Here is a 14,449-nt window from a genome sequence, read left to right as displayed (position 1 = left end):
CCTATCATAGGCAGCGGGCCCGGCCGCGCCATCCTGCCGCGAGCCGAGGCCTGCCGTTGCGAGTTCCGTGGTGACCGACCCCTCCTGCCTGCTGGCGCACCTCGCCGCGCATCTCGGCGCCGCCCACGTCCTCACCGACCCGGCCGACCTCGCGCCCCACCTCGCCGAGACCCGCGGGCTGCGGCGTGGGCAAGCCCTGGCGCTGGTGCGGCCCGCCGACACCGCCGAGGTCGCCGGCGTGGTCCGTGCCTGCGCCGAGGCCGGGGTGCCGGTGGTGGCCCAGGGGGGCAACACCGGCCATGTCGGCGGCGGCCTGCCGCAGGGGGGCATCGTGCTGTCGATGGCACGCCTGACGTGCCTGCGGGCGATCGACCCCGTCAATGCCAGCATCACCGTGGAAGCCGGCATGGTGCTGGCCGACGTCCAGGCTGCCGCCGAGGCCGCCGGCCTGCTGTTCCCGCTCTCGCTGGCCTCCGAGGGGTCCTGCCGCATCGGCGGCAATCTCTCCACCAATGCGGGCGGGACCGCCGTGCTCGCCTACGGCAACGCCCGCGACCTCGTCCTCGGGCTCGAGGTGGTGCTGGCCGATGGCCGGGTCTGGAACGGGCTGAAGGGCCTGCGCAAGGACAATGCCGGCTACGACCTCAAGCACCTGTTCCTCGGCTCGGAGGGAACGCTCGGGCTGATCACCGCCGCGGTGCTGAAGCTCTTTCCCCGGCCGACCTCCCGCGCCGTGGCCTTCGTCGGCCTCGCCTCGGCCGAGGCCGCCCTGGCGCTGTTCCGGCGCTTGCGGGCGGAGGCCGGCCCGACCCTGACCGCTTTCGAGTACATCGCCCCCTTCGGGCTGGAGATCGTCCTGCGCCACCGGGCCGGGGCCCGTCGGCCCCTGGCCGGGGCGCACGGGGCCTACGCGCTGGTGGAGCTCTCCACCACCCGACCCGGCGAGGACGCGGCGACCCTGATGGAGATGCTGCTCGCCCGGGCGCAGGACGCGGGGCTCCTCGAAGATGCGGCCTTGGCGGCGAGCGAGGCGCAGGCGAACGCCTTCTGGGATCTGCGCGAGAGCCTCTCCGAGGTCCAGAAGGCGGAGGGCGGCTCGATCAAGCACGACGTTTCGGTGCCGCTCTCCCGCCTGCCCGAGTTTCTCGCGCGGGCGACGCGGGCCTGCGAGGCGGCGATGCCCGGTCTGCGCGTCTGCGCCTTCGGGCACTTCGGTGACGGCAACATCCACTTCAACCTCAGCCAGCCCGTGGGCATGGACCGCGCCGCGTTCCTCGCCGCCTGGGAGCGCTTCAACCGGATCGTCCACGACATCGTCGCCGGGCTCGGCGGCTCCATCGCGGCCGAGCACGGCGTCGGCCTCCTGAAGCGCGACGAACTGGCGCGCTACGCCGACCCGGTGGCCCTCGACCTGATGCGCAGCCTCAAGGCCGCCCTGGACCCGGCAAACATCCTCAACCCGGGCAAGGTTCTGCCCGACCGCCGGGCCGGCGAGGGGGCGTCATTCGGCTTTTTCGAAGGCTCAACAAAAATTTAGGCGGAACCGGACCGGGCCCGTCCGGATTGCTGTTGTGCGGCGCACAAGGACTTGCCAGATTATCGACGGCAATGCGCCATAAATCGGCTCCGCTGCGGGCGGAGGAGGTTGCACGACAACGGCGCACGGCTGGTTGCAGTGCGGTGGGTTAGGCCGGTCTTAACCCTTCCGCCCTCTCTTGGACGAGAGAACAGATCAGACGTCGCGATCGAAGACCGAGCAGGAGACACGTTCGATGCCGACTTCCCAGGCGAGAGTCCCGACGGCCGAGGCGAGCCGCTACCTCAAGCAGCTCTGCCGTCACTGGAGCCACAAGTTCCCAGTGGAAGCCACCGAGGAGGCCGGCCGGGTGCCCTTCGGCGAGGACCGCGTCTGCACCTTCGAGGCCGGCCCCGACGCCCTGCTGATGCGGGTCGCGACGCCCGATCCGGCTGCCCTGACGCGCCTGGAGAACGTGGTCTCCGACCATCTCCTGCGCTTCGCCTTCCGCGAGAACCTCGGCGAGATTACCTGGTCCCGCGCGGCCTGAACCCACGCCGTGGCCGGCCCGCCCGGCCTGCGTCCACCGAGGGTTGACCTGCCGTCCCGGGACCTGATCTTGAGCGCACAGCGCTGAAGGCAGCATCGGGAGACAGGCATGGACGGGATCGCGCAGACAACCGCTGGCTCCACACCGACCGGGGCCGCGTCGTCGCACGGGGCACGGCATGCCGAGCGCCTGGAGCGCCTGGCCGAGGTCGCCGTGAAGGTCGGCCTGGGTCTCCGGCCCGGCCAGGAACTCGTGATCACCGCGCCGCTCGAGACGGTGCCGCTGGCCCGCCTCATCACCGAACAGGCCTACAAGGCCGGCGCTTCCCTGGTCACCACCTTCTACACGGACGATGCCGCCACCCTGGCGCGCTTCGCCCACGCCCCCGAGGCGGCCTTCGACACCGCAGCCGGCTGGCTCTACAGCGGCATGGCCGAGGCTTACCGCAACGGCGCGGCCCGCCTCGCCATCGCGGGCGACGATCCCTCCCTCCTGGCCGGCCAGGACTCGGCCAAGGTGGCCCGTGCCAACCAGGCCCGGTCGAAGGCTTATGTGCCCGCCCTGGAGCTCATCGCCAACTTCTCCACCAACTGGACCATCGTCTCGGCGGCGACGACGCCCTGGGCCCGCACGGTGTTCCCCGACCTACCGGAGGCCGAGGCCGTGTCCCGCCTCTGGGACGCGATCTTCGCGGCCTCGCGGGTGGACGGCCCCGACCCGGTGGCGGCCTGGGAGGCGCACAACGCCGCCCTTCACGCCCGGATGAACGCGCTCAACGCCCACCGCTTCGCGGCCCTCCGCTTCTTCGGACCCGGCACCGACCTCACGGTGGGCCTCGCCGACGACCACGAATGGTGCGGCGGCGCCTCGGCCTCCCGCAGCGGCATCGTCTGCAACGCCAACATCCCCACCGAGGAGGTGTTCACCACCCCGCACAAGGACCGGGTCGACGGCACCGTCACCAGCACCAAGCCGCTCTCCTACCAGGGCACGCTGATCGACGGGATCCAAGTGCGCTTCGAGGGCGGCCGCATCGTCGAGGCCACCGCCCGCACCGGCGGCGACGTGCTCGCCAAGGTGCTGGAGACCGACGCGGGCGCGCGCCGCCTCGGCGAGGTCGCCCTGGTGCCCGCCTCCTCGGCGATCTCCGCCTCGGGACTCCTGTTCTACAACACCCTCTACGACGAGAACGCGGCGAGCCACATCGCCCTGGGCCAGGCCTACAGCAAATGCTTCCGCAACGGCGGCGCGGAGTTCAGCGCGGACGACCTCGCGGCCCGCGGTGCCAACCGCAGCCTGATCCACATCGACTGGATGATCGGCTCCGACCGGATCGACGTCGACGGACTCTCCGCCGAGGGCCGGGCGGTTCCGGTGATGCGCGCCGGCGAGTGGGTCGACTGACGCCCTCCCGGCGGCGTCGCCCGCCCGCCTGATCCGACACGCGTTCCGTCCGCGTGCGCCCTCCTCCGTGTGAAGGCGCACGCGATTGACGGCTCTCGAATTGACGTGGGCAAATTTCCCACGCATGGTCCGGACGTGGTCGCACCGGCCACGGACTTTCGAACGGACGCCCGTACAGACTGCCGCCGCCTTCGGGCGGGTTCGGCAGGCGTAGACGACCGCCCGATCCCCGCGCTCCCGTGTCTGCCGGCGCACGGATGCGGAGATCGGGGCCGGCCTCGTCGCGGTGACGCCCGGGCGCCCGCGGGTTTCCGCGCCGGGTGTCCGGCACCAGTCTGCGGGTTGGAACCGTCGTTCGGGTTCGCCATCTCCCGAGGGAGACAACGAGGATCTCATGACCAAGCCCCTTCTCCTGGCCGGCCCGATGGCTGTCCTGCTCGCCGGAGCGGCCTCTGCCGCCGACCTTCCGCGCCGCGCCGCGCCGCCGGTCTTCACCACGGTTCCGGTCTTCAGCTGGACCGGGTTCTATGCGGGTCTCAACGCCGGCTACGGCTTCGATGCCAACAGCAGCCGCGGCGCCATCGTGATCGGTACCACCGCCGCCTCCGGCGTCGTCGCCAACGGCGCCGATCCGGGCCTCGTGGCCTTCAGCAACCGCAACGCCAACAACGGCTTCACCGGGGGCGGCCAGATCGGCTACAACTATCAGTTCACGCCCGGCTCCGGCGTGGTGGTCGGCGTCGAGGCGGATGCGCAGTATCTCGGCTTCGGCACCAACCGCAACACGGCGTCCTTCGTCGGCACGCCCAACGCGGACCTGACCTTCGTCAACCCGAACGGCCTGTCGAACCTCGACTACTTCGGCACCGTGCGGGGCCGCCTCGGCTACGCCTTCGACCGGACCCTGGTCTACGGCACCGGCGGCTTCGCCTATGGCGGCGGGGGCGGCTCCAGCTTCGGCCTGCCCAGCAGCAGCACCGATACGTTCCGCACCGGCTGGGCCGCGGGCGGCGGCATCGAGTACGCCCTGCCCTCCGACTCGTTCCTGAACTTCTTCAAGTCCTCAGCCGTGACCGTAAAAATCGAGGGCCTCTATGTCAGCCTCGACCGGAACAGCACCAACGGCGTGTTCGCCTATTCGAACTCGACGGGCGCCCAGTACAGCGTTTCCGGCACGGGTTATGCAGCCGCGACGGGCTATACCAGCCGCCGCTCCGACGAGTTCGCCGTCGTCCGCGCCGGCCTGAACTACAAGTTCGGGACGTACTGACCCGTCGCCGGACCCGCTTTTGGCCCGAGCCTCCCCAGCCCGATCAGACTGGCCGCTCGGTCAAACGGCGCCCCGGGAGCGATCCCGGGGCGCTGTCGGAAGCCAGGTGCCTTTCAGAAGCCAGGCGCCTTGGCGGCGCCGAGGATGCGGGCGGGGCGGCCCTCGTTGCCCCCCTGGAGCACGACGACGTAGGAATCGGCATCGGCGACCTGGGCCGCGTGGCGCGGCACCTCGAAATGGGCCGCATGACCCGTCCAGGGGCCGATCCGGTGCATCCCGCGCACGACGTTGATGTAGTCGAACACCTGTCCCTTGTTCTCGCCGCCGCCGATGGCGATGCGCCGCCGCCGCATCACCGGCAGCAGCCAGAGCTCGGCCTTGGTGTCCGGTCCCGTGCTCGCGCCGACATCGACGCAGATGCGGTCGCCCTCTTCCCAGCTCCGGACCGGCACCTGGATGGGGCTGGTCGCCCGGGCCCGGCGCAGGGCCCGTTCCAGGGAGTTGCGATCCGAACGGATCATCGAGGGCTCGCCGTTGACGATGGCCTGCGGCGTGAAGACCTGTCGCTCGCCGCGTAGAGAGGCGTAGGCCCGCTGCCGCGCTGTGAAGGCGGGCAGGGCATAGGCGTCTTTCCAGCCGAGATAGTCCCAGTAGGTGATCGGGAAGGTCAGGGCGATCACGCCGGGCTCCCGGGCGAACTCCCCGAGCACCCGCGAGGCCGGCTGACAGGAGGCGCAGCCCTGGCTCGTGTAGAGCTCGATCACCACCGGGGTGCGCTCGCCCGCCAGGGCCTGGGTCGCACCCGCCACCAGGGCACCGGCGGCGACCAGGAGGGCGAGGCGCAGGCCGACGGTTCGGCGCGGAAGGGACGGGGCGGCGCGGCTCATGGGATCAGGATACCGTCGCCGGGCCATTCCCCGTCATCACGGTCGCTCGATCCTCCGGCGCGCCGGCCGGGGCCGTCGTTCCCGAGGCCGGACCCGGAGCGGGTTTGGGCTTCGGCAGCATCGCGGGACGCCAGCGCCGGTGCATCCAGAGCCATTGACCGGGATTCTCGCGGATCCAGCCCTCGATCACCCGAGTCATCGCCTGCATCGCCCCCTGCACGTCGATGGCGCCCGAGGCGTCGCGCGGCAGGTCGACGGGCGGCGTCAGTTCAAGATGGAAGCGCGTCCCGTCGCGGCGGACCACTCGCGCGCCGTGGACGGGACATTCGTAGTGGCGGGCGAGCTTGCCCAGGAGCGGATTGACCAGCACCGGCTTGCCGAAGAACTCCACCACCACCCCCCGGGTGAAGTGCTGGTCGATGAGCTGGCCGAGATGGCCGCCGCGCTCCACCACACCCTGCATGGCGAAGACCGCGCCCTGCCCGGCCGCCGCCAGGCCTCCCATGGTCTGGCGGCGGACCTCCTGGACCAGGCGCGCGGAGGCCGCGTCGTTGGGGGGCCGGAAGATCGCGGTGGCGTCGAGGCCGAACTGGGCCGCGCAGATCGCCGGCAATTCCCAGTTCGCCAGGTGGGCGGAGAAGATCAGGCCCGGTTTGCCGTCGTCGCGCAGGTCGGCGAAATGCGTCTCGCCCGCCACCGTGATCCGCCCGTCCGCCGCGAGATCCGCCGGATCGAGATCGAACAGCGTGTGGAGATGGGCGTATTCCGCACCCGTCCGGCCGAGATTGTCCCACGCCTCCCGGGCGAGGGCGCGGATCGCGGCCTCGTCCCGCTCGGGGAAGGCCGCGCGCAGATTGGCCGTCGCGATCCGGTGGGCCGGCAGGAAGGGACCGACCGTCCGGGCGACCCAGCCGCCGACCCGGCTCGCACGCTCGGCCCCGAGGAGGCGCGCCAGCCAGAACAGCCCCCGGATCAGGGGAATCATGGCGAGGCCGGCCAGCCGCGGCAGGTTACGCTTCAGGACGAGGGCAAGGCGAAGCAAAACGAATCCCGTGACGCGGGGCGTTCCGGCGACGACCCTGGCCCCTGGCATAATTCATTTTAGCCCGGGAGGGCACCCGTGCGGCCTGCAACTCAGAGCGTCACGAGGATCTTGCCGAAGACCTTCCGGGATTCCAGGCGCTCCAGCCCCTTCGCGAAATCGGCCAGGGGCAGGACCGTGTCCACCACGGGGGTGATGCCGTCCGCCATCTTGGCCATGGCGTCGCGGATATTGGCCATCGAGCAGCCGAACGAGCCGGTGATGCGGTACTGCTGTTGGAACAGCTGCATCAGGTTCATGCTGGTCGAGACGCCCGAGGTGGAGCCGCAGGTGACGAGCCGTCCCCCGCGCTTGAGGCAGAGGAGCGAGCCGTTCCAGGTGTCGGGGCCGACATGTTCGAAGACCACGTCGACGCCCTTGCGCTTGGTCAGGCGGCGGACCTCGCCCTCGAAGCGCTCCTCGCGGTAGTTGATGACGTGGTCGGCGCCGAGCGCCTTGGCCTTCTCGCCCTTGGCGTCGTCGCCCACCGTGGTGAAGACCGTGCAGCCGATGGCCTTGGCCATCTTGATCGCCGCCGTGCCGATGCCGGACCCGCCGGCATGGACGAGGATGCTCTCGCCCGGCTCAAGGCGGGCATTGTCGAACAGCATGTGCTGCACGGTGCCGAAGGCCACCGGGGCGCAGGCCGCATCGGTGAAGCTGACGCCGTCCGGCATCTTGATGACGAGGCGAGCCGGCATGGTCACCCGCTCGCGGGCGAAGCCGTCGATGTGGAAGCCCATCACGCCGGAGACGTCCTCGCAGAGGTTGTCGCGGCCCTCCCGACAGGCCTTGCACCGGCCGCAGGTCCGGGCGCCGTACATCGCCACCCGGTCGCCCGCGGCCAGGCCCGTGACGCCCTCCCCGACGCAGACGATCTCGCCCGAAGCCTCGGCCCCGACCGCCAGGGGCAGCTTGCGCTTGGCGAAGGCCATGCCGCGGAAGCCCCAGACGTCGATGAAGTTCAGGCCCACCGCGCGCACGCGGATCTGGACCTCGCCGGGGCCGGGGGGCGCGGGCTCCGCGACATCCTCGAGGCGCAGGTCGCGGTCACCGTGGAGCTGGAGGGATTGCATCGGTTCGCTTCCGTTCGCGGGGCGCCGCGGATGCCCCCGCAGGGGCTGGGCGTTCATGCGCCCCTCGCTAGCCTCCGCGGGGCCAGGCATCAACCCGCCGGGCCGGCCTCACTCCGGCGAGAGGTAGCGCCGTCGGGCCCAGCCGAGGATCGGGCCGGCCTTGACCCGGCACCAGGTCAGACCGCTCGGGGTGTCCGCGGTGCAGCCGAAGCCGCGCAGGCGGGCGCCCAGCGGGGCCTGGCCGAGGGCGGGCGCGGCGGCATCCGGCGTCTCGCGGATGCTCAGGGTCTCGCCGCGCGGGAGCCCGTCGACCCGGAACGCGTCGGCCGCCGCGGCGGAGCCGGTGGCGAGGAGCAGGAGGACCAGCGCGGCGGGGATCGGGGACATGCTCGGTTCCGCCTCAGGAGCGATGGACGCCCATCATCGCGGTGAGGCCGCCGTCGACGGGCAGCACCGCGCCGGTGATGTAGGCGGCGCCCTCGCCCATCAGGAAGGCCGCGAGGGCGGCGACGTCCTCCGGCCGGGCGAAGCGGCCGGCCGGGATCTGGCGCTCCATGGTGGCGCGGTAGGCGGCGTAGGGGGCCATCATCCCGGTATCGATGAAGCCCGGCGCGATCACGTTGACGGTGACGCCGCGCTTGGCCGACTCGACCGCCAGGGTGCGGCAATAGGCGATGAGGGCGCCCTTGGTCGCGGCGTAGGCCGCGTTGCCCGGGTTGGCCCGGAGGGCGGCCACCGAGCCGATGGCGACGATCCGTCCCGCGCGCGCGCGGGTCATGCCCCGGACCAGGGATTTCGCCAGGCGCGTCAGCGACCAGAAGTTTACCTGCATGGCCGCCTCGGCCCGGTCTTGGTCCAGCATGGCCGCCAGGGCGTCGTAGGACTGGCCGGCATTGTGGACGAAGCCGTGGAAGCCGTCGCCGACCTCCAGCTCCTCGCAGAACGCCGCGACGGCGGCGCGATCGGCGAGATCGAGGGCCTGCGCGGTGATCATGCGGTAGGGATGGGCCGCCGAGAGATCCGCCACCAGCGCCTCGGCGGCCTCAGCGGAGGACCGGTAGGTGAAGGCGACGTCGTGGCCGGCGGCGACCAGGGCCCGCACGATGGCGGCGCCGAGGCCGGAGGCGCCCCCGGTGACGAGGACGCGGCGGCCGGGCCCGGCGCTCGGGTCCGTCGTCATGCCGGCTCGTCCGCCAGAACGAGGCAGGTGTTCTGGCCGCCGAAGCCGAACGAGTTCGACAGCACCCGACGCACCGGCACGTCCCGGGCCTCGGCTACGATGTCGAGGGGAATGGCGGGGTCGGGCACCGCGTAGTTGATGGTCGGCGGGATTCGGCCGTGCGCGATGGTGAGCAGCGAGATCACCGCCTCCACCGCGCCCGCGGCCGTGAGGGTGTGCCCGATCATCGACTTGTTGGACGAGACCGGCAGGGTGCGGATGCGGTCGCCGAACACGGCGGCGCAGCTCATCGCCTCCATCTTGTCGTTCTCCGGCGTCGAGGTGCCGTGGGCGTTCACGGTGTCGATGGCGTCGGGCGCCGTGTCGGCATCCGCCAGGGCGGCGCGGATCGCCGCGATGCCGGGGGCGCCGTCGGGGCTCGATCGGGTGCGGTGGAAGCCGTCGCCCTTCTCGCCGCAGCCGAGGACGTAGCCGAGGATCCTTGCGCCGCGGGCGCGCGCCGCCTCGGCGTCCTCCAGGACGAGGGCGCCCGCGCCCTCCCCCATGACGAAGCCGTCGCGGTTCTTCGAGAAGGGCTTGGAGGCGGCCTCGGGCGGGTCGTTCTGGGTGGAGAGGGCCGAGAGCAGCGAGAACCGGATCAGCGATTCCGGGTTCACCGAGCCGTCGGTGCCGATGCAGAGGGCGGCCGTGACCTCGCCGCGCCGGATCGCCTCGACGCCGAGCTGGATCGCGGTGGCGCCGGACGAGCACGCGGTGGAGAGGGAGATCGGCGAGCCCTTGGTGCCGAAGCGGTCGGCGATGTGGTCGGCCACCGTGCCGAAGATGAACAGGTCATGCCAGGGGTCGAAGCGCCGGCTCGCAGCGGCGCGCTGCAGGTCCGCATAGGTGATCGGGCCGGTCTGGCCCGAGGCCTCGGCCAGGGCCTGACGCTGTGGCCACTCGATCTCCACCGGGGGGACGGCGATGAACAGGGCGCCGGGAAAGTCCCCGGGCCGGCCGATGCCCGACTGCGCGATCGCCTCGTCGGCGGCGGCTTCCGCGAAGCGCTGGGACAGGGCCGGTGCCACCAGGGGGTCGGTATCGAGGAAGTCGACAGTGCCGGCGATGCGGGTGCGCAGGCCCTCCGTGGGGAAACGTCGGATGGCGTGGATGCCGGAGCGGCCGGCGGTCAGGGCGGCCCAGTTGTCGGCCTGGCCCTGGCCGAGGGAGGTGACGATGCCGAGGCCGGTGACCGCCACCAGCGGCCGGCCTTTCGCGTCGCGGACCTTGGCGTCCCGGGGAGGTTGGTTCGTCATCGCGCCGTCTTACACTCTTTTCGTCACCACCGGAGTCCGGGATCGCCCCGGGTCAGGCCGCCGTCACCCGGATCACGCCCTCGCCCCGGCGATGGCCCACCACCGTCACGGCGACCTCGCGCAGGCCCTTCTCGGCGACGAGCGCCGCCGCCAGGGCCGCGCCGAACGGCGCCACCGTCTCGAGGGTGTGGCCGGTGAGATCGCCCAGAGCCGTCACGGCCACGCCCGGGGCGAGGCGCGCCAGGGCTGCGCCCTCCTCGGTCGTGACCGGGGCGACGCCGGTGGCACCGGCGAGGACGATCTCGGGCGCCGCGACGCCCGCCGTCGTCCAGAGGGCCGCCAGGCTGGCCTCGGTGCTGCCGGCCGTGCGCGTCGTGCGGTCGCTCGCCACCGGGCCGAGGCGCGCCAGCGCCCGGGCCCCGCGGGCGGCGGCATGCTCGGCCGCTTCCAGAACCAGGAAGGCGGCGGCACTGCCGAGGATGAAGCCGGCCTCTGCCGCCGGGGTCCGGTCGAAGACCGGGCGGAAGTCGCGGGCGCGCAGGAAGCCGCCCATCTCGTGGATGACCATGACATCGGGTCGCTCGGCGCTGTAGGAGCCGCCCACCAGCATGCAGTCCACCTGCCCCGAGGCGATCCGCGCCTGGGCGATGCGCAGGGCGTCCGTGCCCGCGGCTTCCTCGCCCATGAAGGTGCGGGACGCCCCCGTGACCCCGTGGACGATGCCGATATTGCCGGCGAGCAAGTTCGAGAGCTGGGCCAGGAACAGGGTCGGGCGCAGGTCGTTCTGCAGGTGCTCGTTGAGGTAGGCGCCCGGATCGGCGGCCTCCCGCAGGCCCGTGAGGATCGCGCCGTCCACCGCCGTGTCGCGCTCGCCGCCGCCGGCCGAGACCACGAGGTGCATGCGGCCCTTCAGGTCGGCATCCCCCTTCACCCCGGCGGAATCCAGGGCGAGGCCGGCGGCGTAGACGCCCAGGCGCTGCCAGGGCTCCATCTGGCGCTGGTCGGACTTTTTCGGGATCTGGCCGTCGAGGGCGAGGGGCGCCATCGGATGCACCGTGTAGGGCGCGAAGGCCTGCGTGTCGGTGCGCGCCGGCGCGCCGGCCCCGAGGGCCGCGAGATGCGCCGCGATGCCCTCGCCCGCGCAGGAGACGAGGCCGATGCCGGTGACGACGACGTCGCGCGAACTGCTCATCTCACCTCGTCGCACATCTCTGGACGCTCGCTCGCCGCACGCTCACGCGGGCTCGCCCGCGAGATCGAACAGCCCGATCTTGCGGGCCCGCGCGCGCATCGGCCCGTCGAGGCCGGCCGGGAACGGCATGGTGCGGAAGCGCAGCTCGGCATTGGCCAGCGGCTTGCCGTCGTGCTGGATCGCCGCCTTCGTCACCGCGTAGCCCGAGCCGTCATGTTCGAGGCTGGCTTCGATCTGCAGTTCGGCGCCCGGGCCGACGAAGGACCGGAAGCGCGCCTTGTCGACGCCCATCAGGAACGGCATCTGCCGGAAGCCCAGATGGGCGAGCACGAGGTAGCCCGAGGCCTGGGCCATGGTCTCGGTGAGCAGCACGCCCGGCACCAGCGGGTGGTCGGGGAAGTGCCCCTCGAAGACCGGGCTCTCCATCGGCACGCGGGCCAGGGCCTCGATCCGGCCGGCCTCGCGGTCGAAGCGGGTCACGGCGTCGATCATCTCGAAATATTCGAGGCGCATGGCGTCCTGGGTCCCGGGCGGGCGGGGGTCGAAGGGGCGGCGTCGGTCGCCCGGGGCGTCCCGGGCGGCCCGGCTTCAGGCCTTGGCGGCCTTCTCGGCCACGAGGGCGTCGATGCGGGCGCAGAGGTTCTTCAGGACGAAGTACTCCTCGGCCGGCACCTTGCCCTCGTTGACCTCCTGGGTCCAACGCTCGAGGGGGAGCTTGATGCCGAAGGCCTTGTCCACCGCGAAGGCGATGTCGAGGAAGGCGAGCGAATCGATCCCGAGATCGTCGATGGCGTGGCTCTCGGGGGTGATCGTGTCCCGCGGGATGTCGGCGGTGTCGGCGATGATGTCCGCGACGCGGTCGAAGGTGGCGGTGTGGGTCTGGTCGGACATGCGTTCTCGCCGTGTGACTGGGTATCCCGCCGGATTCGGCCCGTGCCGATCGGGGGCCGGAGCGATCCGGCGCATGATGCCCGGTGCCCCCGGTCGCGCAGCATGCCCCGTGGGCCGGCGCTGCCGCCGCCCTGGACAGTGAAGGCGGTCCCTTACACGAGGGGGTCAGGAGGGGCAACCGTGGCCATCACGGCGTCGCGATCCGGCCGGCGTTTCCATTCCGATCCCGCGGCGATGGACTAGATGCACTGGCAGGACGTGGCCGCCGCGGCCGCTCCGCACGAGGTCGCACAACACGATGGTCCAGCTTCCCTCCGTGACGCCGGCCGGCACGCCGCCGGCGGGCGCGCCCGACCCGCGCTCGCTTTCCGACCCTCCGCCGCGTGCGGGGGCGCACCCGGTATCGGGCTCGGCGCAGAGCCTCGCGCGCCTTGCCCTGTTCCTCGCCCTGGCGGGCCTCGGGATCTGGGTCCTGCACCCCTTCATCCCGGCCCTGGTCTGGGCGGTGATCCTGGCGATCGCCCTCGGGCCCCTCTACGCCCGTGCGGAGCGGCGCTGGCCGCCGGGCCGGCACAACATCCTCCTACCGCTCCTCTTCACCGCGGCGGTGGCCCTGGTCTTCCTGATTCCCCTGGTGGTGCTGGGCGTGCAGGCGGCGCGGGAGGCCCACGACGTGGTCGCCTGGGCCCGCTCCTTCGAGAAATCCGGCATCCCCGTGCCGGACTTTCTCGGCCACCTGCCCTTCGGTGCGGCGCAGGCGCAGGCCTGGTGGGCGGAGAACCTGAGCCACCCCGCCGCCGGCTCGGAGCTCCTGCACCGCTTCGACAATTCCTCGGTGATCGGCGTGACCCGCAGCCTCGGGGCGCAGATCGTCCGGCGCGTGGTCCTGTTCGGCTTCACCCTCGTGGCGCTGTTCTTCCTGTTCCGCGACGGCCGGGCGGTCGCCGCGCAGGTGCTGGCCGCCAGCGCCAAGCTGTTCGGCCCCCGCGGCGAGCGGGTGGCACGGCAGATGGTGGCCTCGGTGCACGGCACCGTGGACGGCCTCGTCCTGGTCGGCCTCGGCGAGGGCCTGCTTCTGGGGATCGTCTACTTCTTCGCCGGCGTGCCGCACCCGGTGCTGCTCGGGGCCCTGACGGCGGTGGCGGCGATGATCCCGTTCGGGGCGCCCCTGGTCTTCGGCATCGCGGCCGCGATCCTGCTCGCCAACGGCGCGGTGGTGCCGGCGGCGGTCGTGGTGGTGGCGGGCTTCGTCGTCACCTTCGTGGCGGACCACTTCGTGCGTCCGGCCCTGATCGGCGGCACCACCCGCCTGCCCTTCCTCTGGGTGCTGCTGGGCATCATCGGCGGCGTCGAGACCTTCGGCCTCCTGGGGCTGTTCCTCGGCCCGGCCGTGATGGCGGCGCTGATCCTGCTCTGGCGGGACTTCACGCAGGGCGAGCCGGCCGAGGGCCCCCGGGCCTGAGCCCCGGGGTCCGCATCCGGTGCCCGGACGCGTCGGTCCGAGGGCTCTCGAGGCCCCCGGGCGGCTCAGCCAGGTCGGCCCGCGCCCGATCCCCGGTCCGGTCGCGCCGCGGTCTCACGCCGGCACCCCGCCACGGTACCGGGCGAACGGGCTTCGGCCTTCCGGGCCGAACAGAATCACCGCATAGGTGTCGGGCTCCATGCCCTCGACCTCCATGCCGGGCGAGCCGGCCGGCATGCCCGGAACGGCCAGTCCCGTGGCCTTGGGCGTCTCCGCCAGCAGCCGCTTGATCGCGCCGGCCGGCACATGCCCCTCGACCACGTAGCCGCCGACCTCGGCCGTGTGGCAGGAGGCGAGGTCCCGCGGCACGCCGAGGCGCGCCTTCACCGGGTTCACGGGCCCCTCTGTCACCGTCACCGTGAAGCCGGCCTCCCGCAGGTGGGCCACCCATTTCTCGCAGCAGCCGCAACTCGGGTCCTTCGCCACGGCGACCCGGGGCAGACCCTCCGCCAGGGCGGGCCTTCCGAGCATCAGTCCCGCCGCCAGGCCGACGAGCACGTCTCGCCGGGACGCCAAGGTTTTCGTCCCCATCCTCATCTCCCGTTTGTCCTCTATTCGGCCGCCCGGGCCCGTTGACCGATCCCA

Annotated in this window: 15 protein-coding genes; 5 read left to right on the top strand and 10 right to left on the bottom strand. The window is 72.2% G+C overall.

What is annotated here, in order from left to right:
* Window positions 1–70 precede the first annotated feature (70 nt).
* From ASF41_RS07360 to ASF41_RS07345, 4 genes are all read left to right on the top strand, one after another.
* Window positions 71–1,537, top strand: a complete 1,467-nt coding sequence (locus ASF41_RS07360; protein ID WP_056492129.1) for an FAD-binding oxidoreductase — start codon at window positions 71–73, stop codon at window positions 1,535–1,537.
* A 235-nt stretch (window positions 1,538–1,772) separates the two neighbouring features.
* Window positions 1,773–2,066 (top strand): DUF2218 domain-containing protein, encoded by a 294-nt coding sequence (locus ASF41_RS07355; protein WP_056220187.1) that lies wholly within the window; start codon window positions 1,773–1,775, stop codon window positions 2,064–2,066.
* Window positions 2,067–2,174: 108 nt separating this feature from the next.
* On the top strand, window positions 2,175–3,470 hold the full coding sequence (locus ASF41_RS07350; RefSeq protein WP_082486901.1) for an aminopeptidase: 1,296 nt from the start codon (window positions 2,175–2,177) through the stop codon (window positions 3,468–3,470).
* Between the two features lie 394 nt (window positions 3,471–3,864).
* The gene (locus ASF41_RS07345) at window positions 3,865–4,740 is read left to right on the top strand and encodes an outer membrane protein (protein ID WP_056492035.1); all 876 of its coding nucleotides are present in this window, start codon (window positions 3,865–3,867) and stop codon (window positions 4,738–4,740) included.
* Window positions 4,741–4,853: 113 nt separating this feature from the next.
* On the opposite strand, the gene ASF41_RS07340 is transcribed toward ASF41_RS07345, so the two are convergent.
* From ASF41_RS07340 to ASF41_RS07300, 9 genes are all read right to left on the bottom strand, one after another.
* Window positions 4,854–5,627, bottom strand: a complete 774-nt coding sequence (locus ASF41_RS07340; RefSeq protein ID WP_056492032.1) for a thioredoxin family protein — start codon at window positions 5,625–5,627, stop codon at window positions 4,854–4,856.
* A gap of 4 nt (window positions 5,628–5,631) precedes the next feature.
* Complete coding sequence (locus ASF41_RS07335) at window positions 5,632–6,669, bottom strand: lipid A biosynthesis lauroyl acyltransferase (RefSeq protein ID WP_056348538.1); 1,038 nt, start codon at window positions 6,667–6,669, stop codon at window positions 5,632–5,634.
* A gap of 92 nt (window positions 6,670–6,761) precedes the next feature.
* Window positions 6,762–7,784: a zinc-binding dehydrogenase gene (locus ASF41_RS07330; RefSeq protein WP_056220177.1), complete on the bottom strand. Its 1,023-nt coding sequence runs from the start codon at window positions 7,782–7,784 to the stop codon at window positions 6,762–6,764.
* Between the two features lie 108 nt (window positions 7,785–7,892).
* Window positions 7,893–8,171 carry an SH3 domain-containing protein gene (locus ASF41_RS07325; RefSeq protein WP_056382715.1) on the bottom strand — a complete coding sequence of 93 codons (279 nt, stop codon included), beginning with the start codon at window positions 8,169–8,171 and terminating at the stop codon, window positions 7,893–7,895.
* A 13-nt stretch (window positions 8,172–8,184) separates the two neighbouring features.
* Complete coding sequence (locus ASF41_RS07320) at window positions 8,185–8,964, bottom strand: SDR family NAD(P)-dependent oxidoreductase (protein ID WP_056492029.1); 780 nt, start codon at window positions 8,962–8,964, stop codon at window positions 8,185–8,187.
* On the bottom strand, window positions 8,961–10,259 hold the full coding sequence (locus tag ASF41_RS07315) for a beta-ketoacyl-ACP synthase (protein WP_056382711.1): 1,299 nt from the start codon (window positions 10,257–10,259) through the stop codon (window positions 8,961–8,963). Before ASF41_RS07315 ends, ASF41_RS07320 begins: the two co-directional genes overlap by 4 nt.
* A gap of 52 nt (window positions 10,260–10,311) precedes the next feature.
* The gene (locus ASF41_RS07310; RefSeq protein ID WP_056492026.1) at window positions 10,312–11,451 is read right to left on the bottom strand and encodes a beta-ketoacyl-ACP synthase; all 1,140 of its coding nucleotides are present in this window, start codon (window positions 11,449–11,451) and stop codon (window positions 10,312–10,314) included.
* Window positions 11,452–11,493: 42 nt separating this feature from the next.
* Window positions 11,494–11,964, bottom strand: coding sequence for a 3-hydroxyacyl-ACP dehydratase FabZ family protein (locus tag ASF41_RS07305; RefSeq protein WP_056220162.1), 471 nt, complete (start codon window positions 11,962–11,964; stop codon window positions 11,494–11,496).
* A gap of 75 nt (window positions 11,965–12,039) precedes the next feature.
* Window positions 12,040–12,342: an acyl carrier protein gene (locus tag ASF41_RS07300; protein ID WP_055949487.1), complete on the bottom strand. Its 303-nt coding sequence runs from the start codon at window positions 12,340–12,342 to the stop codon at window positions 12,040–12,042.
* Between the two features lie 298 nt (window positions 12,343–12,640).
* Between ASF41_RS07300 and ASF41_RS07295 the strand changes: the two genes are divergently transcribed.
* Window positions 12,641–13,804 carry an AI-2E family transporter gene (locus ASF41_RS07295; RefSeq protein WP_082504158.1) on the top strand — a complete coding sequence of 388 codons (1,164 nt, stop codon included), beginning with the start codon at window positions 12,641–12,643 and terminating at the stop codon, window positions 13,802–13,804.
* Window positions 13,805–13,918: 114 nt separating this feature from the next.
* On the opposite strand, the gene ASF41_RS07290 is transcribed toward ASF41_RS07295, so the two are convergent.
* Window positions 13,919–14,395, bottom strand: a complete 477-nt coding sequence (locus ASF41_RS07290; protein ID WP_056492023.1) for a DUF411 domain-containing protein — start codon at window positions 14,393–14,395, stop codon at window positions 13,919–13,921.
* Window positions 14,396–14,449 lie beyond the last annotated feature (54 nt).

It is taken from the genome of Methylobacterium sp. Leaf111 (genome assembly GCF_001423285.1).
Taxonomy (GTDB): Bacteria; Pseudomonadota; Alphaproteobacteria; order Rhizobiales; family Beijerinckiaceae; genus Methylobacterium.
The sequence above is the reverse complement of the archived record's forward strand: the minus strand, read 5'-3'. Positions and strand labels throughout refer to the sequence as shown.

What these genes read in the sequence shown, in the direction of transcription:
- ASF41_RS07355 (WP_056220187.1), top strand. Translation starts at nt 1,773, where the DNA reads ATGCCGACTTCCCAGGCGAGAGTCCCGACGGCCGAGGCGAGCCGCTAC.
- ASF41_RS07350 (WP_082486901.1), top strand. Translation starts at nt 2,175, where the DNA reads ATGGACGGGATCGCGCAGACAACCGCTGGCTCCACACCGACCGGGGCC.
- ASF41_RS07345 (WP_056492035.1), top strand. Translation starts at nt 3,865, where the DNA reads ATGACCAAGCCCCTTCTCCTGGCCGGCCCGATGGCTGTCCTGCTCGCC.
- ASF41_RS07340 (WP_056492032.1), bottom strand. Translation starts at nt 5,627, where the DNA reads ATGAGCCGCGCCGCCCCGTCCCTTCCGCGCCGAACCGTCGGCCTGCGC.
- ASF41_RS07330 (WP_056220177.1), bottom strand. Translation starts at nt 7,784, where the DNA reads ATGCAATCCCTCCAGCTCCACGGTGACCGCGACCTGCGCCTCGAGGAT.
- ASF41_RS07325 (WP_056382715.1), bottom strand. Translation starts at nt 8,171, where the DNA reads ATGTCCCCGATCCCCGCCGCGCTGGTCCTCCTGCTCCTCGCCACCGGC.
- ASF41_RS07320 (WP_056492029.1), bottom strand. Translation starts at nt 8,964, where the DNA reads ATGACGACGGACCCGAGCGCCGGGCCCGGCCGCCGCGTCCTCGTCACC.
- ASF41_RS07315 (WP_056382711.1), bottom strand. Translation starts at nt 10,259, where the DNA reads ATGACGAACCAACCTCCCCGGGACGCCAAGGTCCGCGACGCGAAAGGC.
- ASF41_RS07310 (WP_056492026.1), bottom strand. Translation starts at nt 11,451, where the DNA reads ATGAGCAGTTCGCGCGACGTCGTCGTCACCGGCATCGGCCTCGTCTCC.
- ASF41_RS07305 (WP_056220162.1), bottom strand. Translation starts at nt 11,964, where the DNA reads ATGCGCCTCGAATATTTCGAGATGATCGACGCCGTGACCCGCTTCGAC.
- ASF41_RS07300 (WP_055949487.1), bottom strand. Translation starts at nt 12,342, where the DNA reads ATGTCCGACCAGACCCACACCGCCACCTTCGACCGCGTCGCGGACATC.
- ASF41_RS07295 (WP_082504158.1), top strand. Translation starts at nt 12,641, where the DNA reads ATGGTCCAGCTTCCCTCCGTGACGCCGGCCGGCACGCCGCCGGCGGGC.
- ASF41_RS07290 (WP_056492023.1), bottom strand. Translation starts at nt 14,395, where the DNA reads ATGGGGACGAAAACCTTGGCGTCCCGGCGAGACGTGCTCGTCGGCCTG.